We start from the raw sequence: 20,027 nt of genomic DNA, 5'->3' as shown, positions 1-20,027 counted from the left end.
ACGAGCAGCTTCAGTCATCGGCGCCGGTTGTCTCCCGTAGGTGAGGTGTGGTCCATCCGCTCCTTGGCGGAAAACATCGAGCCTAGGCCCTTCTGTTCCCCACCTTCATCACGGTGGCGCAGAACCACCACCCGAAAGCCCCTACTTCTTGTTTCCGGCGACCGCGGCCACGACACCGATGATGACCCACAGGGTCAGGCCCACACCGAGTCCCGTCCAGAGACCGCCGAAAATCCCGCTGAAGATCGCGAAGCTGGTGACAACGCTCACGATGTAGCTCACGATAGCGGCGGCCCCGCCGCCGATCATGGCCGGGGCGGCCGCGTAGCGGAACGGGTAGGTGGCCGCCCAGCGGCGGCCGCGGCGGTCGCTCTTCTTGCTGATCACGCCGCCGATTCCGCCGATCAGGGCGAAGAAGAAGATGCCGGTGGTGACCGCGACGGGTACACCGGCCAGGCCGAAGTTGGCCAGGAAGGAGAGCGCACCGGCTACGGTGCCGCCGACCACGGACGGCCCCCACGGCCAGATCATCGCCGCCGAGGCGACGGGAGTGAATGCGTTACCGCGCTCCAGCGTCATGTTCACAGCTCCAGTCGAATCGCGTGGCTCCCGCTCTTCGCAGGGCCGTTCCCTACAGCATGCAGGGCTGGGGCAGCCAGCACATCAGGGCCCGTCCCTGGTTTTACCCCTGAGACGGTGCCCTGGCACCTCACCCAGCGGGCGAAGCCGACACCAATCATCTCAGACGGGTGCGAGTGCTGCCCCTGCCGGTACCAACGCTCATCCCGATCCGGAAGTGCCCGTACGGCGGGGCTCATGAAAGCCCGCGCCGTCGGCCCCCTACGGGCTGAGAACCCCCGACCCGCAGCCGATCACAGCAGATCGCCGCTGACCGTCGCCGAACCCAGGCCGTCCCGCAGGTGGGGCCAGGCGGTGCGGAAGGCGGGCAGCAGGGGAAGGGCCTCGGCCTGCTCCACCCCGACCCACCGGATCTCCTCGCTCTCGGAGTTCCCGGGACGGAACGGGGTCAGGGTCGGCACGCGCAGCAGGAACGTGTCGTAGCGCCACACTGTCAGGTCCTGTTCGTGGCTGCCCAGGACCGTGTAGTCGTCGAGGTCGCCGGAGACCTCCTCGCGGAACTCGCGCACGGCGGCCTCCAGCGGGGTCTCGTCCCGGTTGCGGGCCCCGCCGGGGATGCCCCAGGTGTCGCCCATGTGCGTCCAGCCCGCGCGGTGCTGGAGCAGCACGTGACCGGAACCGGCCATGTCGGTGGCGTACAACAGCAACCCGGCAGCACCGTACAGCCCCCACCTCCGGGAGCCGTCGGGCAGTTCCACCCAGCCGTTTCCGTCGCCCTCCTGCATCAAGCCCTCCAACCAGAGCGGTCGCTCGTGTCCGACGATCACACCTTCGCCCGTCCACAGCCTGTGGACAACGGGAATGCGTGGAAATCATTCCCGCTAATCTCTTGAACCTATGGCTCGCATGACCTCTTCCACGGCGATCCTGCCCGCGTACACCCTCGTCCTCCTCGGACGGTACTGGGCTCCTCTGCTGTGCGCCTACAGCATCGGGTACATGGTGCACTGGTGGCTCATGCGCGGGCTGGTCCAGGTCGCCGGTGTGCACCAGGCGATCGGCCTGGCCGGGCTCGGCCTGACCCTGCTGGTCACCCTCGCCACCACCATCGTCATGTTCCACCTGGTCAGGCCCAGCCTCCAGCTGGTCGACGCGGAACTGAGCAACGATCCCGGCTCGAAGGGCCGCACCACGATGGCGCAGCGGGAACGGCGCGTGGTGGACGGGGTGGTCCTGGCGATCCTGCCGTTCCTGATCTTCTACAGCGCCTGGGGCCTGATCGGCGAGGAGTTCGAGACCTACAGCGTCGGACTGCTCAACGACGGCGGCCTCGAATCCTTCGCGGCACCGCACGAGGTGAACGCGGTGGGGCTGCCGCTGGTGGTCGCGCTGGTCGCGTGGCTGCTGCGCCGGGTGTGCGAGTTCTACTACCGCAAGAGCAAAAACGGTGTGCTGGGCGTGCTCACGGCGCTGTTCGAAGCCGTGTGGATGTTCATGTTGGTGTTCTCCATCGGTGTCGCGCTGAACCGCGTGGAGGTGTGGGTGAAGGGGCGGGAGGCCTGGGTCCAGGCCCAAGAAGCCCTCAGCCTCACGTTCAACTGGGCAGGGGGCCTCGTCGGATTCACGGACGTCGACGTGTACGTGGCGCTGATCGGAATGCTGGCGTCCCTGTGGGCGGCGGTCAAGGCGAGCCTGCTGGCCCCGCTGCTGTGGCTGACCATCGCCGCGGTCGTCTACCGCGCCGAGATCGACGAGGACGCGGTGCTGTTCGAGCGGCACCGCAGGTCCCAGCTCGGCCAGGCGCTCAGCCGGTTCAGCCGGTTCAGCCGCGGCTTCGGCCGGGCGGGCGGGCAGGACCTGATGGACAAGTACACACCGTTCCTGAACGCCTTCCGGTTCGTCCTCACGGTCGGGCCGGTCTTCTACCTGACCTTCGCCTTCCTCTACACGCTCGTCGAGGTCGGGTTCAGCCAGCTGCACCGGCTGGTGTTCGTGATCGGCGGCCCGGGGGACTTCCTGGCCGACTGGTGGATGTGGCTGGGGCCGATCGACTTCCTCGTCGAGGCCGCCCGGGAGCTGCTGCGCGTCTGCCTGCTCGCGGCGGCCTTCGAGATCGCCCTGCGCAAGGTCGACGAGGGTTCTGGCGGGCGACGGGCGCGCACAGCCGTCACGCACGTGCTCAGCCGTTCGGCACGCCGCCACTGAGCCGACTTCTCCGCCGGATCAGTCCCCTCCGCCCAACTCGTCGGCGGAGAACAGTAGTGCCGCTGGGCTGGGCGCGTCCGGTTCCGGCCGGGTGGCGACACGCACCTCGTAGCGCAGCTCCTCCACCACGTCGGCGGGGACCTTGAACGTCACGATCAGCAGCTGGTCCTCTCCGGGGGCGATCGGTTCGGAGTCGGCGTTCCTGCAACCGGACATGATGTTTCCGGGGTCGAGGTCTCCGGTGTCACGCGACGAGAACTCGGTGGTAGGCTCCCAGGACCGTCCCTGCCCGTCCACCGCGCGGAACCGGCACTGGTTCTCCAGCAGTTCGCTCGCCCGGTCGTCGCCGGGGATGACGTGGAAACCGACGTCGATCGCGGCCATGCCCGCCAGGTCGGAGTCCTCAGCGAAGGTGCTCAGGCCGTACCCGGTCACGTACCACTCGCTTCCGGCGAGTTCGACGGTCTCGCCCGCCGCGACCGGCTGCGGATCGGGCACGATCCATCCGCGCTCGGCAGTGAGCGCGGCCTCGGTCCAGTACGGGACGCCGAGCGCGAGGGGGAGCAGGACCAGCAGCGCCGCCGCGTAGGGGAGCTTGAGGTCCTTCCACAGGGGGCGCGCGTGCCGGGGTCTGCCCCTGTCGGGGGCGGGCGGCGGAACAGCTGGTGGTCGCGGTTCGGGCGGGCCCGGCCGTCCGGCGGGCCACGGTCCCTGTCCGGGCGGCGGAACGGGACCCTGAGCGTGTTGCGGGGCCGGCCCCTGCTCCGGGGGTGGGGTCGGTCTCCGCGTGCGGGGAGGCGCCGGATCACGGCGGCCCGGGGTTCCGGGGCCGTTCGGTGGGAACGCACGGTTCGGGGGGACCGGCCCCTGCTGGGGGGCGGGCGGCTGCCGGTACCCCGGCCACGGCCGGCCCGGCTGCTGCGCGGGGCTGCCGGGGGTCGGCCACCGCGGGTCCTGGTGCGGTCCGGGTCGAGGCGGGCGGCGCCGCGGGTCACGGGGGTCAGGCGGGTGCAACGGAGCTCTCCCCCATCCGGGTCTCGGGTTCGGTCAGCTCGACCTCACCGCGTTCCCCCTTCAGGTCGTCGGCGTCGATTCCGAGGGCGACGGAGGCCTGCGCGGCCAGGCGCGACCCGGACCCGTTCGTGTTGGTGAGCACCAGGGCGGGGGAGTCCAAGCGGTCCTCGGGGGCCTCGAAGACGAACACGCCTTGCGTGGTCATGGCCGTGGGGAACCGGGTTGAGCCGCTCAAGGCGCTCTGGAACCAGCTCGACGCCGAGTAGGTCGTGCCGTCGGCCGTCTCCAACGCGACCCGGGTGGCGTTGATGGGGGAGTGCGTCGCGGTGACGCGCGCCTCCACGACGACCCACACCCCGTTGGCCTCGACCGGTTCGGGGTCCAGGCGTGCGGTGTCGACGACGGTGTCGGCCAGTCGTACGTCGGTCACCTCGACGGTGAAGTCGTCCGTGGCCACGGCCTCGTCGCGCTCACCGGACGTGGTAATGGGTCCGACGATGTCGTGGTCGGCGACCTGGAACCGATGGAGGGCGAGGGTCGCCACGACCAGGGCCAGGCAGAGCGCGAACCGGAGCGGGGTGTTGCGGGTGCGAGGGGGCACGTCAGCCCTCTCCCAGGGGCATCAGCACGGAGCCGACCACCTTGTCGCCTCGGACCCACAGGGGCTCGGTGCCGCCGCTGCCCTGGATCTTCTCCGCCTTGTGCACCGTCAGGAGCACCTCGGCCGCGCCGTCGAGGTCGCCGGGGTTCTCCACGGCCCAGGCCAGGAGGGCCTCCTCGGGCATGTGCGGCTGGAGGTCGATCACGTCGCGGGACGGGTACCGCAGGAAGCGGAGTGAGGGGGATGTCAGTTCGGTGCCGCCGGGCTGGAGGGTCAGTTGGGAGGTGCTCCCGATGTCGAAGAAGGGGATCGGGTCGGAGTCGCTGTTCTCGATGTCGACCCGGACCTGGACCTCGGTGGCGAAGTCCCCCTCGGCCACCGCGGCCCCGATCGGTGTGATCTTGTAGCGACCGTTGTCCAATTCGGTCTCCGGCGGCTGGGAACCGGTCCGGGCGTCCGCGGGTTCGAGCCCGCCGAGCAGGGTCACTCCGAGGAGGGCGACCGCAGCCGCCGCCGCGGCGCACGACACGAGTGCGAAGCGCGCGTACGGGTCCCGGGGGAACCAGGGCCGGCTGGGGGCCTCTTCAGGGAGGGCATGGTGGACCACGAGGTGAGATTCTAGAGGTAAATGGGATCAATCACCCCGATGTCACACCTTATGTTCGAAGGTGGCCGGAAGAGGCCAGCGAAAGCGCAGTGTACGGGGTGTTTTGGCGCCCGGTTCGCTGGTGCCCCGAGAGGCTTCCGGCAGTGCCTTCTGCGGGGTGGTGGGAAAGCAGGGGTGTTCAACCCGCTGCCAGCGGGGTAGGTGGGGTGATCGGGCCGCGTGGTTTCCCCGGTTTCAAGGTTTCGCGTAAAACCGCCGCTTCCGCTTTCGCGGAACTCGACCGCGGGGCGAGAACGCGGCGAATCGTGTTCACGCGATAACTCGAAGTGTTCATCGGTTCACGGGAAAGCTCCCAGGGCAGGATTGGGTGAACAATGGGTAGCAGTGGCGTGACCTTGGGTTTTCTGCTTCCGTTGAAAGCCGGTTGAAAGCGCGGCGGAAGAAGATCTCTCTAGTGTGAAGCACGTCCGCCGGACCGGTAGCTGCGTGAGGACGGCTCGCAGCTCCCAAGAGGGTCCGGCGTCTGTCGGACACATGCCATCCGTGGTGTACCCATGACGGAAGCGCCGCGGATGGCCGTTCCGCCGGAAGGCGGTGAGTCCCCCATGATGCTTCGTAGACGACGTAGGGCTACATTGCGGCTCTACACGAGTGCTGTGCGCAAAGGAGTTCGAGTGCCGAAGATGCTGACCGTGGACGAGCAGTTCGATGCGATCGTCAACAAGATGCAGCCCTGGCAGGAGCCTCAGCCCAAGGAGGGGGAGCCCTCCACGGAGGGTGAGCCCAAGCAGGCGGAGAAGCCCGAGGACAAGTAAGGCCTGGGTTTTCAGAACTGACAGCTCCGAGTACCGATGAGACGGGGGTGCTCGGAGCTGTCGGCATGCATTCCGTTATCTGTGTCCGCCCTGGACCTTGCTAGGGTTGCTGACTGTGAAATTCGGCGTGCTTGGACCCATTGCCGCGTGGTCCGACGGGCAGCCCCTTCCCGTAGGAGGGCCGCGGCAGCGATGCGTGCTGGGTGTTCTCCTGGTTCAGCTCGGGCGGGAAGTTACCTTCGACCAGTTGATCAACTACCTGTGGAGCGACGATCCGCCGAGGACCGCGCGATCGGTGATTCAGGTGCAGATCTCCCACCTGCGCCGGGCCTTCCCCGGGTTGATCAGCACCACCTCGGGCGGGTATCTCGCAGACGCTGATTTTGACGAGGTCGACCTGCATCGCTTCCGGCGCTTAAGGAACGAGGCCGGGTCCGAGCCACTCGAGGTGGCCGAACGAAAGTTGTCCGAGGCGCTAGAATGCTGGAGAGGTATCCCCTTCTCCGGTGTCGGGTCGGAGCATCTCTACTACTCCGTGGTATCTCCCCTGCTGGAGGAGCGCTGGTCGGTGGTGGCTGATTGGGCCTCATGCGCTATTGAGCTGGGGCGGGCCAACGAAGCCGCCTCGTATTTGACGCCGATCGTCCGCGAGGAAACGCTCCGTGAGCGCATCCACCACCTGTTCATCGAGGCGCTTTGGCGGACAGGTGAACGAGCTGCAGCGTTGTCCGCCTTCGAGGAGATCCGTTCCCGTCTGGCCGAGGAACTCGGGGTGGACCCCGACCCGGAGCTTACGGCCCTGCACACTCAGATCCTCCGCGCGGGCGCCCCCACACAGACCAAGGTCCAGGCGAGCAGGGTTTCCACTCCGCCGCAGGAGGACACTTTCGTCGTCCGCAACGATCTACCGAGGAACATCCCTGATTTCGCTGGTCGGCGCGAGTCCTTGGAAAGTCTTCTGGGGATGAACGAGCTCGATGGTGAAAAGGCCAAGGTCTGTGTGGTGTCCGGGAGCGGAGGCTCAGGTAAGACCACCCTTGCTGTGAGGGCCGGACATCACCTGATGCCCTCCTTCCCTGACGGCCAGCTCTTCATCGACCTGTACGGATACACAGCCGAGAAGGATCCGTTGGACGCGGGGGCGGCCCTTGGGGCCTTGCTGCGCGCTGTCGGGGTGCCATCCGAATCGCTTCCGGACACCGTGGACGAGCGCTCTGCTCTGTGGCGAGCCGCGCTGCGTGGCCGTCGTGTCCTCTTGATCCTGGACAACGTGGCCACCTTCGCGCAGGCGAACCCGATCCTCCCCTCGGCTCCGGAAACCTTCACCATCATCACCACCCGGAATGACTTGGCCGGGATCAGCAGTACGGACTACCTCTCGCTGGGCATGCTCAGCGAGGACTCCGCGCTGGAACTGTTCTCCAACGTGCTGGGCCCTGAACGTGTCATGCGTGAACGCGAGCAGGCGCTCAGGGTCGCGCGGATCTGCGGTGGTCTGCCTTTGGCGCTTCGGGTAATCGCCGGACGTATGCTCAGCCGCCCCAAGTGGTCGTTCGAGCATGTGGAGCGTCGGCTGAGCGAGCGGAGTCGGCGTTTTCGTGAACTCCAAGTCGACGGCCAGAACGTCGAAGTGGCGATCGACCTTTCCTACCAGAGCCTGAACCCTCTGCAACGGCAGGCATTTCTCCTACTTGGCGCGATGATCGGCGCCACCGTGGACCTTCACGGCGCTGCGGCCCTCCTGAACTTGGAGCCAGGGGACGCTGATGATCTCTTGCAAGAATTAGTAGGGGTCTGCCTGCTGGACGAACTCAGCGGTGACGTATACAGGTTCCACGACCTCGTAGGAGATTTCTCGCGGTACCGAGGTGCGATGGAACTCGGTACCGAGGAGACGGAGGGCGCGCGCCTGCGACTCGCGAATTACTACCGGGTTGGGGCCAATCACGCCGCGGAGCTACTCGGGCCGAGCGGACACGGTGACCAAGAGGAGAAACAGAACGTTTCCCGATACCAGATCGAGATAAGAACCAGGTCTGGCGCTGAGGCCTGGTTTGATCGTCACCAGGACAACATCGCTGAGGTGGTTGACTTCTATGCTGCACGCGACGACGGGGACGAGGCTTGGCGAATGGCCGACTCCGTGTGGCGGTTCTACGCGCAGCGTGGACGAATGGGGCTCTTGCTCACCTCGCATGAAAAAGCCCTTCAAGCGAGCGACAAACAGGGGAACCGGCGTGGGAGAGCGGTCACGATCATCGGCTTGGGGGTCGCTCAGTATATATCTGGTCGATTCGGGAGCTCGATCGCCCTGTTCAGTGAGGCCCGGGATATCCTCCATGAAATAGGAGACCAGCACGGTGAGAGCCGTGCCCTCGCCAACTTGGGGATGGTGTACGAGCGAGTCGGTCGGTTTCGTGACTCCGCCGAGTGCATCAAAGGCGCCTTGGTTTATGCGACGAGCAAGGGCGATGAGAAGATCGCGGCTCTCCAATGGGGAAACCTTGCTGTTCTGCATCAGACCCTTGGCGAGTACGATGACGCGCTTCGGTGCGCTGAGAATTCCGCCCGGGCCGCCGAGCAGGTGGATCTGGAGCCGAACCAGGCCTATACGAAAAGGGTCATGGGTGAGGCTCGGACGGGCCTTGGTCAATTGGAGCGGGCGGTCGAGGACCTTCAAGAGGCACTGGAACTGTCCCAGCGGTTCCAGATCAAGGCCAACGAGATCTATGTTCGAAACGCGTTGGGAGTGGCATACAGGGTGTCGGGGAGACTGCCCGAAGCCATGGATCAGCACATCACAGCGCTCGCGCTGAAGAACGAGGCAACCAGCCACAGCGCGGACTCCGAGATCCTGGCTGAGCTGGGGATTACCTATGCTGTCGCGGAACAGTACGAGGAGGCTGCCGAGACCCTGGAGAAGGCCCTGACGACCGCGACCGAGCGGGATGAGCGGTTCGTGGTCGCCCGGGCCTCGCTCGCGTTGGGGAAACTCCCCGAAGCAATCGTGGACGCTGACCGTGCTCGGGAATTGCTCACGGATGCTCTTTGGATCTTCGAGGAGCTAGGGTTGCCCGAGGCTGACCAGGCGCGGGAAGCACTGAAGAACCTGTGAGCCCTCGCCTCACCGCGGTCCGGTTCAGCCGGTGACCTTCGTCGGTCTGCTCGGCTTCCAGCCGCCGTTCTTCCGCAGCGAGCGCATGTACAACGTTGTGGGCAGCCCCCGAACCCCCTTCGGCAGGCGCGGATAGACCGCCCGGGTGAGCCGCATCAGCCGATCGAACCTGCGCTGGTGCGCCTCCGACCACGGGATCCCGAACGCCTCCCGCAGCTCCGGTTCCAGCAGCCCTCCGGTGAGGAAGCGCTGGGTCAGGGTCAGCGGCCACAGCAGCCGGTTCTTCGGGCGGAAGAGGCCCCGGGTCAGGCGCCTGGCCTCGTCTCCGACTTCCAGACGCGCGTAGGCGCGCTCCCAGTAATCCGCGAACTGCTCCGGGTTTCGCGGCCACTTTTCCGGGGGTAGGCCGAGAGCCGTGGCGTACACCGCGGCCTCGCCCAGGAACTCGGTATGCTCCTGCTCGGTCAGTTCGGTGACGGTCAGCTCGTACAGGCGCACCGCCGACCGGTACAGGGTCGCGGCCACCCACAGCAGGAGCTCGGGGTCGAGGGCGTTGTAACCGGGCCCGCGCACCTTGCGGTGCATGGCGCGCACGATCGCGTGCACGCGATCGCGCTCCTCCGGGGTGCCCTGGGCGGTCGCGTAGATGAAGTACAGCGTGCCGCGTAGGCGGTCCAGGGGGCGGGCGGCGAAGTCGCTGTGTTCAGCCACGCCTCGGGCAACGGCGGGGTGCGCGATCTGGAGCAGGACCGCGTAACCGGCCCCGGCGAGGAGGCTGGCCTCGGAGTTGAGCCGTCGTAGGACGGATTGGTCGGACGATCGGGCCATGTTTGGATCGTATGACAACGCCCGCGGCCGCCGCCCGTGACGCGCCCACCCGGGTTTGCGGTGCTTCCTCCTGCTTTCTTCCCGGCCCCGGCTCTCCTTCTCCACGGGCCCTGGCGCCCCTATCCAGGCCGTAGCCGGTCCACCGCCGAGGACACCTCCCGGGCCAGGGTGACGTTCTCCAGTGCGTCGGTGCTGTCCAGGTACTGGTCGACGGCTCCCACCGGCGGTCGACCGACGAGCTCGGGGTCCTCGACCCTCGCCAGGAGCGCTTCGGTGAACCGTCCGGCGTCCAGCACCGGGTAGGGACGCGAGTGGAAGGGCCGGGGTGCGGGGGAGAGGGCTTCGGCCAGCCCGGTCCGATTCTGCCACTCCGCGACGAGACGGTAGGCCTCGGCCAGGTCCCGCTGGGGATCGGACGACACGAGAGCCCGGTGCAGGACCGGGCCTACCTCGGCGGCCTCGGGCAGTCGGGCGAAGGCCGACCCGAGCCACTTGGAGTAGGGCGGGTAGCGACGGGCCAGCAGCAGGCACAGCCGCATGAGGTCGCGGACCAGCCGGGCGGTGACCACCCGCTCTCCCAGGTCGTCGTCGACCTCCGCGCAGCGGCCCGCGAACGCCTCCTCCTGGGCGATCCGCTGCCACTGGCAGGCCAGTACGTACCGCCAGACGTCGGTCGGATACCAGGCCAGGGCCTCGCGCACGCCGATGAGTTCTTCGGTGCCGTCGTTGAACACCGCCCCGCCGACCAACCCGGCCAGCCGTTGGGTCGGGGTGGCCAGCCAGTCGGCGGTGGTCACCCCGGCGCGCGGGTCGAACCCCAACCACTCGACGAACCAGTCTCCGAAGTGGACGACCTCCACGAGGTGGCGCCCCTCCGGTGCGTCGGTGAGCTGCCAGACTCCGGGATCTCCGGGGGCGGGTGCGTACCGGGTGGGCCAACCGCGCAGCCGCCGGGGCAGGGCCGCCGCGATCTGCCTGCGAGCCGTTCGAGGGCCTCGGGCTCGAAACCCTCGGGAAGGAACAGCTGGAGCCGCGGTCCCCAGTCGTGGTCGGTGGAGCGCCCGGTGTCCAACCCGAGTACCTCCGAACCCGCACCCACCCGTGCCGCCGCGTGCGGTGTACTGGCCAGTTGAGGGGCGACGCACTCTTCGTAGAGGATGCGGGACAGCTCCACACCGGGCAGGAACGGGGGACGTTCGTCGGGCATCGGCGCTCTCCGCTCTCGAATCTCCGGTCGTGGCTCTCCGGCCCTACGGCTGCGGCTCTCCGCTTCGCTCTGTCACCTTCCGGCCGTTTCCGTCCACGGGTTTTCCACCCGTCCGGGCGGCCGACCCTTCGATGCCCCACCGTTGACGCGTCGCCAGCCTTCGCCAGGTCCCCGGCAGAACCCCGCAACCCGCAGGGGGAAGGAAATTATTACCTCCAGGTGAGGTCTGGCCGGACACGCGAAGGATCGACCTATTGGTCTAGTCCTTTCCTGGGCAGGCCGGTGCCGAGCGGGGTTGGCCATCGGACCAGTTCGGAAGCGCACCAGCCCGAGCGCGCCCACCAGTACCAGTGTCCGCAGCCTGTTCACTGGGCTCTTCCCGTGGTACGGGAGCCACACCTTTCCCGCTGGTAACAGGGGTCTTGACGCCTCATGACAGCCTCCTTACCGTCTTCGGCACCGGGTGGACGGACATTCCCGAAACCCACGGGAACGCTCCCCGGCACCCAGTCCGGGACTCACGGAAATAACCGGCCGTGAGCACCTCCCACCCGCCCTGGGCCGGAAACGGTCCGGGTCACCCCGCTACGGCCCCCGAGGTCGTGACCCAGAAGAAGGGCTCTCTTCATGAGCATCAGCAGCAAGTTCCGCTCCACCGCGGCCGTCGGCGCCGCGACGGCCCTGGCCTTCACCCTGATGCCCGCGGGCGCCGCCAACGCCCACGGCTACATCGACACCCCAGCCAGCCGGCAGGCCCAGTGTGCCGCGGGGGTCGTGGAATGCGGACCGATCCAGTGGGAGCCGCAGAGCGTCGAGGGCCCCAAGGGCCTGATGAGCTGCTCCGGAGGCAACGAGGCCTTCTCCGAGCTGGACGACGACAGTTACGGCTGGGACGTCACCCCGGTCGGCACCACGGCCACCTTCGACTGGACCATCACCGCCGCCCACTCCACCGCCACGTGGGAGTACTTCATCGACGGCAACCTCATCGAGAGCTTCGACGACGGTGGCGCGCAGCCGCCGTGGAACTTCTCCCACGACGTCGACCTGTCCGGCTACAGCGGCGAGCAGACCGTGCTGGCCCGCTGGAACGTCGCGGACACCCCGATGGCCTTCTACGTCTGCGTCGACGTCAACGTCGGCGCCCTGTAGGGCCCGGGCCCAGGCTTCGCGGGGAGCCTCTCCTACGTCGTGACACCCCGCGCCAACGCGTTGTGACACCAGCCCCGGTCCGGCCCCGCAGCCGGTCCGGGGCGCTTCCGCGTACGGAGTGTTCCGTCCGCTCACCGGGTCCGCGACCGTCCTCCCGTCACGGGATGCGGCAGCGATCGACTGTGAACAGTACGACGGCGACCGGTACCCGGTTTGTCGGCAGCCGCGTGGGATCATGCCTGGGGTCAGGTCACGACTACTCCTGGACGGACCCTCTCGTATGGGACAGCCCTTCCCGCCGCCTCCACCTGGCCATTCCGGCCACCAGGGACAGCAGAACCAGTTTCCGCAGCAGCCGCCGGGCCAGCCCCAGCATCCCCAGCAGCACCCCCAACAGCCGGGGCAACCCCAGTACTTGGGGCAGCCTCAGCAGCCCCAACCCCAGCAGCCGGGCCAGCCCCAGCCGCCGTTCCAGAACCAGCCTCCGCAGCAGCCCGGCTACCCCGGGGCGCCCGGTCATCAGCCCCCGACCGCCGGACGCCGCCCCAGGACCGCGCTGACCGTCGCCCTCACCGCCGGTCTCACCCTCGCCGTCCTCGGCTCCCTCACCTGGGCGTTCGCCTCCTCCTACGGTTCCTCCACCGGGGTGAGCGCCGCGGGCGGCCTGCCGACCGACGACCCCTGCGCGGGCGTCGACGAGGTCACGCTCTCCAGGATGGACGGCGAGATCTTCTCCTGGCAGGCGGACACCTACAACAACGGGTGCAGCTGGGTCGTCACTCTGGGGGACCACGAGAGCACCATCCTCTCCTACAGTCGTTCCGTGCCGATGTCGGGGGCCGACGCCGACTTCGCGGAGGAACTGGACGATGAGGGCGAGGTGCCCCGCGACGTCGACAGCCTCTACGAGCTGATGGTCGAGAATGCCTCCGAGCTCTCGTACGAGTCGGACTCCATCAGGATCTTCGACAGCCAGGACCGGCAGCTCGACTTCGGGGACGAGAGCGTGATCGTCCTGGCCGACATCTCCTACTCGGATGACGAAATCAGCAGCCAGCGCGTCAACGTCATCGTCCGTGAGGGCCGGGTCGTCAGTCAGCTCAGCTACAGCCTGAGCGTCTGGAGCATCGAACCCATCGATCTGGACGAGGCCGAGGACCTGATCCGAGACATCACCGTCGACCTGTTCGGATGACGGACAGCGCTCTCCCTCCTCGACTCCGCTTCCCCTGAAACGTGCATGGACGACGTCCAGAACAGGAGATCGCCGTGTACAACGGCCCATCCCAGCAGTTCCCGCAGCAACCTCAGCAGCAGCCCCAATCCCATCCCCACCAGGGCCAACCCGCGCCGTCTCCGCGTCGGGGCGGTACCGGACGCACCATCGGGATCACCCTGGCGGCCACGATCGGTGTCTACGCCCTGATCGCCGGGGGTTTCTGGCTGGTCTCCTCCCCCGGCGCCGCCGTGGCAGGACCCGAGTTCGAGGGTCTGCCCACCGACCCCTGCTCTGTACCGAACGGCTCCCAACTCAACTCCGTCTCCGCGAGGCTGGCGAGCGCGCACCTGACCCCGAGCAGCTCCCGCTGCGTGTGGCACGTCGAGTGGTCGGACGGTTCCCAGGGAAGCTTGAACGTCAGGTACCGCTTCCCCGTGGACAGCGACAACGAGCCTCAGCGACGCGCGTCGGACGTCGAGAATGAGTACGAGGAGCGGTTCGAGCAGCTGACCGAAGGCGAGGTGGAAGACTACTGGACGGTGGAGGTCCAGGAGTCACGCGAACTGGACGTGGGCGAACAGGCGGTGGTGGCGCACGTACGGGAGGGCTATGAAGACCTTCGCGGCAAGGCCGAGGTGCTGGTCCTGGCGGACGGCGTGCTGATCGATGTCTGGGCCAGCGAGGTCTGGGACGAGAACCCTGGCCGCCCCGACTTCACCGATGACGAGGACACCCTGATCGCCATCGCCGAACGCGCCGTCAACCACCTGGGGTGACCGCCGCCGCGGGGCTCTTCAGAGCCTCCAGCTCCCTCAGGGTCAGTTCCGTGCCGGTCGTCCGGTTCGCCCCGGCGAACCGGACCGTCGGGACGAACCGGCTGTTCGGTCCGGCCTACCGGATGCCCGGTGAAGCGACTCAACGCCGGATCAGCCCATCCAAGTGACCTGGATGACCACGACCCGCTCGCCTCGGACGTCCGTGAGGCCGTCGAGGAGGCCGTCGGGGTCGTGTTTCCAGTGCCAGTCAGACACCCTCGACCTCGCGGTGCGCGGCTCGCACGATCTCTCCGGCGGTGTGGATCGCCTCGTCGCGGACACGGGGGTCCTTGTCATTGACGGCTTGCTCGGCTTCGCGTAGCTGGTGGGCGGTGGCGGGGCAGCGCTCGATGGCGACCGTGACCGCCCACTTGCGATAGAACATGCGGATCGGAACGACGCTGTCCTCTTCACCTGCTCGGGTGAACGCGTTCTGCATCTCCTCGAAGAACTCACTCAGCAGGGAGGGCGCGACCGTCGCCACAGCCTGCCGGAGTTCGGGAAGTCTCTGCGCGGGTTGCGGGATGATCGCGTCCGTGTCGTCGATGATCGGAAAAGTCATCTGCATCTCCCGATTCGCGTCAATGCCCGAGCCGTATCAACGCCAAAGGCCCGGCAAGGTGTGAACCTTACCGGGCCTTTGGCCTCTGTCGGGGTGGCGGGATTTGAACCCACGACCTCTTCGTCCCGAAGCCTATGCGGCAAGTCACCTGCCAGTATCGAACCCTAGCTGAACAGCACTTTTGGCGCTAGTAGGGTTCGGCATGGTTCGCATGAGTACGGCTCCCGTGGCCCCCTGCTTGGCCCCCTCAGTTGCCTTCCAAGCGGACCGCTTCCAGGCGGGATGGAATCCCTTCGGCGGGCTCTACGCGGCCATCTGGGGACGCCTGAGAGAGTCGATCCTCTGGGAGCACTCGGACGTCTGCTGGTGTCCAAACAGGGTGTCCAAACCCTGTCCAAGCCGGGTGTCCAAACCCTGTCCAAACCCGGTTTGGACACCCGCTGACCTGTAACACCACGCCGGGGTGTCCAGACCCGTTCCAGCCCGGACGTGACCGGCTCCCGGGAAGTCCGCCACATCCGCCACAGCCGACACCGCGCAGGCCAGCGGCGTGTTCTGTGTGGCGGCATCGTGGCGTGTGGCGGATACGTGCCCGCCACACTCCCCCACTGGCTAGCCAGGGTGAGGAGGGCTCAAGAGCACTCGGGCGAGAACCGCCATGTCGGTCACCACGATGTCAGCACCGAGTTCGCTGAACCTCTGAGCCTTTCCAGGGCGGTTCGCGTACCCCACCGACGCCACCCCGACCGACTGCGACACCTCGATGTCGGTCACTGAGTCCCCAATCATCAGAGCCTGCGCTGGGCTCACAGAGAGGTCTCTCAAAGCCTTCTTCAGCAAATAGGGGTTTGGCTTCATGAGGTGGGGAGAGGTCTTGTCACGGCCGACGACAGACACCACTAACCCGTCGAGCTTCTGGTTTTCCAGGAAGGCTTGTACTGCTTCGGGAGAGTTGTTGCTGACGACAGCGACAGGGGTGTCGAACTCGCGAGCGGCTTCGAGGAACTCGACAGCACCACTGGTGGGTGCCGCCTGCTGTACCGAGCGGACCTCTGCGGAAGTCAGGAAAGATTCCGCCCGCCCGTGATTCTTTGGTCCGGCTTCGTAGAGAAGTTCAAGGACTTTCATGGGGTCGGTCTCGGCCTTCATCTCAGGCGTGGCTGGAGTCCCTGCCTTGACCCCGTCATCCAAGAGGTCTCTCGCGACCTCAAGCGCCGGGTATCCAGCGAAGGCACTACACACGGGCCCGTCGAAGTCCAAGAGGAATGCTGCTGCTCCACGCATGAGGCTGGCCTGTTCGGGACTCATTCTTCTCGGTCCTTCGCGATCGTTGACCAGACACTGTCGAACCACATCTGAGACTGCGCGACGTACTGGGAGCCGGTCGACTCGGGGTCTTCATCCTTGGCCTGGTGGAAGAGAACGGTGTCTCTTCCCAGCAGGTCGTAGATTTCGGCTTTCTCCTTACCCAGCAGGACGGTGTTGGGGGCCACCGGATAGTAGCCGAAGAAGGTTTCAGCGCTGTTCAGGATGTATAGCTTGAACTGCGGTATCGCGGCATGCACGCGCGTTTCAACAGTGGCTTTTTCGACCAGCCCCAGCATTCCCAGTTCGTGAACAGCGTCCTCGATGCCCTGGGTGTGACGCATCATGATGCGCGCCATTCGCTTTCGCGCTTCGGGGTCGTCTCCCGATAGGTCAACCCTTCGGGGGACCGTCATGGGCTGCGTGGTGTCGGGCACGAGCAACCGGATGTGGATGCGCTGTGGAGTCAGGCGCCCATGTCGGACCTTGTCCAGCGGCTCCTGTAGCGCGCCGTGAAGGGTCTCGCCGCCGAAGCCTGCGAAGTCGATGGTGACAGCTTCTTCCTCGAAGCATCGTTCGATGTGAGGGCGCAGCCCGACCGGGCGGGAGGTCCGTTCGCGCACAAAGACACCGCTCCCCTGGCGGGAGACCACCAGGCCTTCCTCGCGAAGGGTGCGGACGGCTTGCTGGACCGTCATGCGGGCAACCCCGTAGGTCTTGGCCAGCTGGGGCCCTGAGGGCAGTTTCTCGCCGGGCTCGAACTTCCGGGTGAGGATCGCCGCTCGCAGGGAGTTGGCGACCTGGACGTAGGGCGGGCGCGGGTCATCTGGATCGAGTGCCATGCGAACACGTTACCGCAGGTTGGCTAGGCAACCTAGAAAAAACTCCATGGATGGCTTGACTTGGCTAGCCAAGCTAGCAATGATGGCCAAGTAAGCGAACGGTTCTGAACTGATCCGGACGCAGAAACCCCGACACGACCTGTTTCTTTGGCGAGAGCGGTCGTGCCGGGGCGCACCACCAGAACGAAGCAAGCCCCGAACTGGAGGAACCCCCATCATGCCCCAGACCACGAACCCCCAAGCCCCCGCCACCACCCCGATCATGCTTCCCCACCAGGGACGCGACCTGGAAACCCTCCTGGTCAACGCCCCGACCGAGGAATTGCGGAAGATGGTCCGTGAACTCTCCGCTGAACTGGACTGGGCCCTGCGCTCCTTCGCCCCCGCCGGCCGTCTGGTCGAAGCCGACGCTCACGAGCTGGTCACCCTCTACAAAGCCGCCCCGTTCAGCGACGCCATGCACGGAGTCCAGGTCACCCGCGCCCAAGCGCGCGACTTCGCCAACGCCCACCGGCAGGACCTGACTCCGTTCGCGGACGGGCTGACCCTGGCTTGCTGGGCACACGGTGCCTTCCCCGCTGATTCGAGCTTGGACCACGCCTGAGTCCCCAAGCCCTGGCCAGCGAGGAAGGAACCCACCTGAGATGAACACCCCCGAACACCGCCGTGTGCGCTCCTACCGCCGTGAATGGGCCCGTCGCCTCATCAGCCGCGGCAACGCCCCCACCGCTCCGCCGCCCCGCTACGGGTCCGAGGAGTGGTGCAACCTGCCCGACTCCCACCCCGCCAAGATCGCGGCCGTGGTGCTGGCCGCTGAGTCCTGGGCCTGGGGCAACGACGTTCTGGCCGCACGCGACCGCGTCAAGAACGCCCGCCACCCCGTCCCCGGGGATGCCGAGGAACTCCAGGGTCCCCTGTGCTGGGACTGGAACCACGCCCTGCACCACGACCACCCCCAGGACGTGAGCGAGGCAGACCAGGCGCCGCACCTGCGCGCGGTCGACGGGCGAGAGGGCACCTGATGCCCGCGACCACCACCAACGTCTGGGACACCGGCATGGGAACCATCCAAGAAGGCGCGCAGCTCCTCGACGAAGTCGAGGCGTTCCTACGCCGCTTCGTGGCCTTTCCCTCCGAGGCCGCCGCCGTGGCCACCACCCTGTGGGCCGCCCACGCCCACCTGCTCGACGGCTTCGACTCCACACCCCGCCTGGCGTTCCTGTCCCCCGAACCCGGATCAGGCAAGACCCGCGCGTTGGAGATCATCGAAACCCTGGTCCCCAACCCCATGCTGGCCGTCAACGCCACCCCGGCCGCGCTGTTCCGCGCCATCGGTGACACCGAGCACGCACCCACCGTCCTCTTCGATGAGATCGACACCGTGTTCGGCCCCAAGGCCAAGGACAACGAGGACCTGCGCGGGCTGATCAACGCCGGACACCGCCGCTCCGGGGTGGCCTACCGGTGCGTGGGGGATGGCTCCTCCCAAGCCGTGGTGGCGTTCAAGTGCTACGCCGCTATCGCCCTGGGAGGACTCGGGGAGCTGCCCGACACCGTGCTCACCCGGTCGGTCATCATCCGCATGCGACGCCGTGCCCCGCACGAGAAGGTGGCCCCCTACCGGGCACGACTCAATGAACCCGAAGGACACGCCCTGCGGGCGCGCCTGACTTCCTGGGCCAAGACCGTGGCCGACGTCGTGCGGGAGACCTTCCCCGACATGCCCGAAGGCATCAACGACCGCCCCGCCGACGTGTGGGAACCGCTGCTGGCCGTCGCCGACGCTGCCGGGGGCCAGTGGCCCGAGCGGGCACGCGCGGCGTGTGTGGAGCTGGTGGCGGGGTCCACCGACCCCACCAAGGTGTCGTTGGGCGTGCGCCTGCTGGATGACCTGCGCGCCGTGTTCACCCGGGCCGGGCAGGACAAGCTTCCTTCGGGGGTGATCATCGAGCAGTTGGCCGAACTCGATGACGCCCCCTGGGCTGAACTGGGCGGCAAGGGGTTGGACTCCCGGGGTCTGGCGCGGCTGCTCAAGCCCTACACCACCGCCGAAGGGGAGCCCATCAAGCCCCGCACGGTGCGCACCCCCACCGGCACCCCCAAGGGCTACCACGCCGCTGATCTGGCCGACGCCTGGGCGCGCTACCTGCCCGCCGCTGCCCCCGCCCCGGGGCAGGGTGGCGGACCCGCATCCGCCACACGCCACGAAGCCGCCACACCCAACACCCTTACTGAGCAGGCACAGCACCCGACCGTGTCGGTTGTGGCGGATGTGGCGGACTTCCCGCAAGCCGATACACGCGCGGTGGAGCGGGGTCCGTGCCTGGTGTGCGGGGCCAGCTTCCAGCGCTTCGAGGCCACCGCTCACCCGGGCACCTGCACCACGTGCCACACCCAGGGCCGCACCCCGGCACAACCCCAGTTCAGCCGTGCGAGCGCCCACGTGGCCCCGTCTGAGCGCTCACACCAGCCCGTGTGAGCACCCCGTGCGAGCGCACCCGCTCACACGGGGTGGCCAACCCCGGACCTTGCAGAGAGGTCGCAGGTCATCCCGTGTGAGCGCCCCTGAGCGCCCGTGTGAGCGCACCCCTGAGCGATCGGACCGAAGGAGCCCCGTGTACACCGAGCACACCCACCCGCCCGGACAGGTCCTGGCCACCCAGACCTTGCTGGTGCTGACCGCCCCCGACCCCGAACAGGCCCTACGCGAAGCCGCCACAACCCTGGCGCCGCTGCTGCTGTGCGGACAGCTCACCGAGGACCAGATCACCGACCCCTTGGAAGAAGCCGCATTCGACCGGGGAGTGGACGGCGACGACACAGCCACGATCCTCTACGCCCGCCTGAGCACGCTTTTCAACTGAACGAGAAGAACCGCACGCAAGACGGCCCCGGGACCGCCTGCCAGCTAACCCCCGAGGCCGCACCCCTCGAAAGGAGCACCACCCATCATGACCGTTCAGGACCTGCCCAAGCGACTATTCACCCTCACCGAGGCCGCACACGTGCTGTCGATGGGACGCACCCGCCTGTTCGCTGAGATCCGCACCGGTCGACTCGCCACCGTGGGCACCGGCAAGAACCGGCGCGTGACCGCCCACGCCATCGACGCCTATATCGACCTGCTCACGACCGAGGCCAACGCCGCCTGACACTTCCCC

The 20,027-nt window shown here is 67.3% G+C and carries 22 protein-coding genes; 11 read left to right on the top strand and 11 right to left on the bottom strand.

All coding sequences use genetic code 11. From position 1 onward, the window contains the following. Nucleotides 1-141: 141 nt before the first annotated feature. Both D457_RS0127490 and D457_RS0127485 read right to left on the bottom strand, forming a co-directional pair. A complete protein-coding gene (locus D457_RS0127490; protein WP_026117087.1) occupies nucleotides 142-579 on the bottom strand; it encodes a membrane protein in 438 nt (145 codons plus the stop codon). Between the two features lie 293 nt (nucleotides 580-872). Beyond that, complete coding sequence (locus tag D457_RS0127485; protein WP_026117086.1) at nucleotides 873-1,364, bottom strand: NUDIX hydrolase; 492 nt, start codon at nucleotides 1,362-1,364, stop codon at nucleotides 873-875. Nucleotides 1,365-1,485: 121 nt separating this feature from the next. On the opposite strand from D457_RS0127485, the gene D457_RS0127480 reads away from it, so the two are divergent. Further along, entirely contained in the window at nucleotides 1,486-2,784 is a 1,299-nt protein-coding gene (locus tag D457_RS0127480) for a hypothetical protein (protein WP_017583893.1), read from the top strand. 18 nt (nucleotides 2,785-2,802) lie between these two features. On the opposite strand, the gene D457_RS0127475 is transcribed toward D457_RS0127480, so the two are convergent. The 3 genes from D457_RS0127475 to D457_RS0127465 form a co-directional block, all read right to left on the bottom strand. After that, on the bottom strand, nucleotides 2,803-3,282 hold the full coding sequence (locus D457_RS0127475) for a hypothetical protein (RefSeq protein WP_017583892.1): 480 nt from the start codon (nucleotides 3,280-3,282) through the stop codon (nucleotides 2,803-2,805). 502 nt (nucleotides 3,283-3,784) lie between these two features. Next, the gene (locus tag D457_RS0127470) at nucleotides 3,785-4,399 is read right to left on the bottom strand and encodes a hypothetical protein (protein ID WP_017583891.1); all 615 of its coding nucleotides are present in this window, start codon (nucleotides 4,397-4,399) and stop codon (nucleotides 3,785-3,787) included. A 1-nt stretch (nucleotide 4,400) separates the two neighbouring features. Beyond that, the gene (locus tag D457_RS0127465; RefSeq protein WP_017583890.1) at nucleotides 4,401-5,006 is read right to left on the bottom strand and encodes a hypothetical protein; all 606 of its coding nucleotides are present in this window, start codon (nucleotides 5,004-5,006) and stop codon (nucleotides 4,401-4,403) included. Between the two features lie 674 nt (nucleotides 5,007-5,680). On the opposite strand from D457_RS0127465, the gene D457_RS36555 reads away from it, so the two are divergent. Both D457_RS36555 and D457_RS0127455 read left to right on the top strand, forming a co-directional pair. Continuing rightward, nucleotides 5,681-5,821 (top strand): hypothetical protein, encoded by a 141-nt coding sequence (locus D457_RS36555; protein ID WP_169542752.1) that lies wholly within the window; start codon nucleotides 5,681-5,683, stop codon nucleotides 5,819-5,821. A gap of 247 nt (nucleotides 5,822-6,068) precedes the next feature. Further along, nucleotides 6,069-8,936 carry an AfsR/SARP family transcriptional regulator gene (locus tag D457_RS0127455; protein ID WP_239646245.1) on the top strand — a complete coding sequence of 956 codons (2,868 nt, stop codon included), beginning with the start codon at nucleotides 6,069-6,071 and terminating at the stop codon, nucleotides 8,934-8,936. A 24-nt stretch (nucleotides 8,937-8,960) separates the two neighbouring features. Here the strand turns inward: D457_RS0127455 and D457_RS0127450 are convergent, their stop codons facing one another. Together D457_RS0127450 and D457_RS33580 are read right to left on the bottom strand one after the other, a co-directional pair. Next, the gene (locus tag D457_RS0127450) at nucleotides 8,961-9,764 is read right to left on the bottom strand and encodes an oxygenase MpaB family protein (protein ID WP_017583887.1); all 804 of its coding nucleotides are present in this window, start codon (nucleotides 9,762-9,764) and stop codon (nucleotides 8,961-8,963) included. A 119-nt stretch (nucleotides 9,765-9,883) separates the two neighbouring features. Then, the gene (locus D457_RS33580) at nucleotides 9,884-10,624 is read right to left on the bottom strand and encodes a DUF4037 domain-containing protein (protein WP_017583886.1); all 741 of its coding nucleotides are present in this window, start codon (nucleotides 10,622-10,624) and stop codon (nucleotides 9,884-9,886) included. 974 nt (nucleotides 10,625-11,598) lie between these two features. Between D457_RS33580 and D457_RS0127440 the strand changes: the two genes are divergently transcribed. Then, a complete protein-coding gene (locus D457_RS0127440) occupies nucleotides 11,599-12,123 on the top strand; it encodes a lytic polysaccharide monooxygenase auxiliary activity family 9 protein (RefSeq protein ID WP_017583885.1) in 525 nt (174 codons plus the stop codon). Between the two features lie 256 nt (nucleotides 12,124-12,379). On the opposite strand, the gene D457_RS37335 is transcribed toward D457_RS0127440, so the two are convergent. Next, nucleotides 12,380-12,529, bottom strand: a complete 150-nt coding sequence (locus tag D457_RS37335) for a hypothetical protein (RefSeq protein ID WP_239646244.1) — start codon at nucleotides 12,527-12,529, stop codon at nucleotides 12,380-12,382. A gap of 9 nt (nucleotides 12,530-12,538) precedes the next feature. On the opposite strand from D457_RS37335, the gene D457_RS0127430 reads away from it, so the two are divergent. After that, the gene (locus D457_RS0127430) at nucleotides 12,539-13,318 is read left to right on the top strand and encodes a hypothetical protein (protein ID WP_017583883.1); all 780 of its coding nucleotides are present in this window, start codon (nucleotides 12,539-12,541) and stop codon (nucleotides 13,316-13,318) included. Between the two features lie 74 nt (nucleotides 13,319-13,392). After that, on the top strand, nucleotides 13,393-14,118 hold the full coding sequence (locus D457_RS0127425; protein ID WP_017583882.1) for a hypothetical protein: 726 nt from the start codon (nucleotides 13,393-13,395) through the stop codon (nucleotides 14,116-14,118). Between the two features lie 247 nt (nucleotides 14,119-14,365). Here the strand turns inward: D457_RS0127425 and D457_RS33575 are convergent, their stop codons facing one another. The 3 genes from D457_RS33575 to D457_RS0127405 all read right to left on the bottom strand — a co-directional run bounded on the left by D457_RS33575 (nucleotide 14,366) and on the right by D457_RS0127405 (nucleotide 16,866). Beyond that, nucleotides 14,366-14,719 (bottom strand): hypothetical protein, encoded by a 354-nt coding sequence (locus D457_RS33575; RefSeq protein WP_017583880.1) that lies wholly within the window; start codon nucleotides 14,717-14,719, stop codon nucleotides 14,366-14,368. A gap of 612 nt (nucleotides 14,720-15,331) precedes the next feature. Beyond that, a complete protein-coding gene (locus D457_RS0127410) occupies nucleotides 15,332-16,027 on the bottom strand; it encodes an HAD family hydrolase (protein ID WP_017583879.1) in 696 nt (231 codons plus the stop codon). Continuing rightward, nucleotides 16,024-16,866, bottom strand: coding sequence for a GntR family transcriptional regulator (locus D457_RS0127405; RefSeq protein ID WP_017583878.1), 843 nt, complete (start codon nucleotides 16,864-16,866; stop codon nucleotides 16,024-16,026). Before D457_RS0127405 ends, D457_RS0127410 begins: the two co-directional genes overlap by 4 nt. A gap of 217 nt (nucleotides 16,867-17,083) precedes the next feature. Between D457_RS0127405 and D457_RS0127400 the strand changes: the two genes are divergently transcribed. The 5 genes from D457_RS0127400 (at nucleotide 17,084) to D457_RS0127380 (ending at nucleotide 20,018) form a co-directional block, all read left to right on the top strand. Then, entirely contained in the window at nucleotides 17,084-17,470 is a 387-nt protein-coding gene (locus D457_RS0127400; RefSeq protein WP_017583877.1) for a hypothetical protein, read from the top strand. A 40-nt stretch (nucleotides 17,471-17,510) separates the two neighbouring features. Next, entirely contained in the window at nucleotides 17,511-17,888 is a 378-nt protein-coding gene (locus D457_RS0127395) for a hypothetical protein (RefSeq protein WP_017583876.1), read from the top strand. Further along, entirely contained in the window at nucleotides 17,888-19,345 is a 1,458-nt protein-coding gene (locus D457_RS33570; RefSeq protein WP_017583875.1) for a DUF3631 domain-containing protein, read from the top strand. The genes D457_RS0127395 and D457_RS33570 overlap by 1 nt, the downstream gene beginning before the upstream one ends. Before the next feature lie 136 nt (nucleotides 19,346-19,481). After that, nucleotides 19,482-19,730: a hypothetical protein gene (locus D457_RS0127385; protein WP_017583874.1), complete on the top strand. Its 249-nt coding sequence runs from the start codon at nucleotides 19,482-19,484 to the stop codon at nucleotides 19,728-19,730. A gap of 87 nt (nucleotides 19,731-19,817) precedes the next feature. Further along, a complete protein-coding gene (locus D457_RS0127380) occupies nucleotides 19,818-20,018 on the top strand; it encodes a MerR family transcriptional regulator (RefSeq protein WP_017583873.1) in 201 nt (66 codons plus the stop codon). Nucleotides 20,019-20,027: the final 9 nt, after the last annotated feature.

Origin of the sequence: Nocardiopsis valliformis DSM 45023 (assembly GCF_000340985.1) — a bacterium.
Taxonomy (GTDB): Bacteria; Actinomycetota; Actinomycetes; order Streptosporangiales; family Streptosporangiaceae; genus Nocardiopsis; species Nocardiopsis exhalans.
Note: the sequence above shows the minus strand (reverse complement) of the source record. Positions and strands in the feature narration are given on the sequence as shown.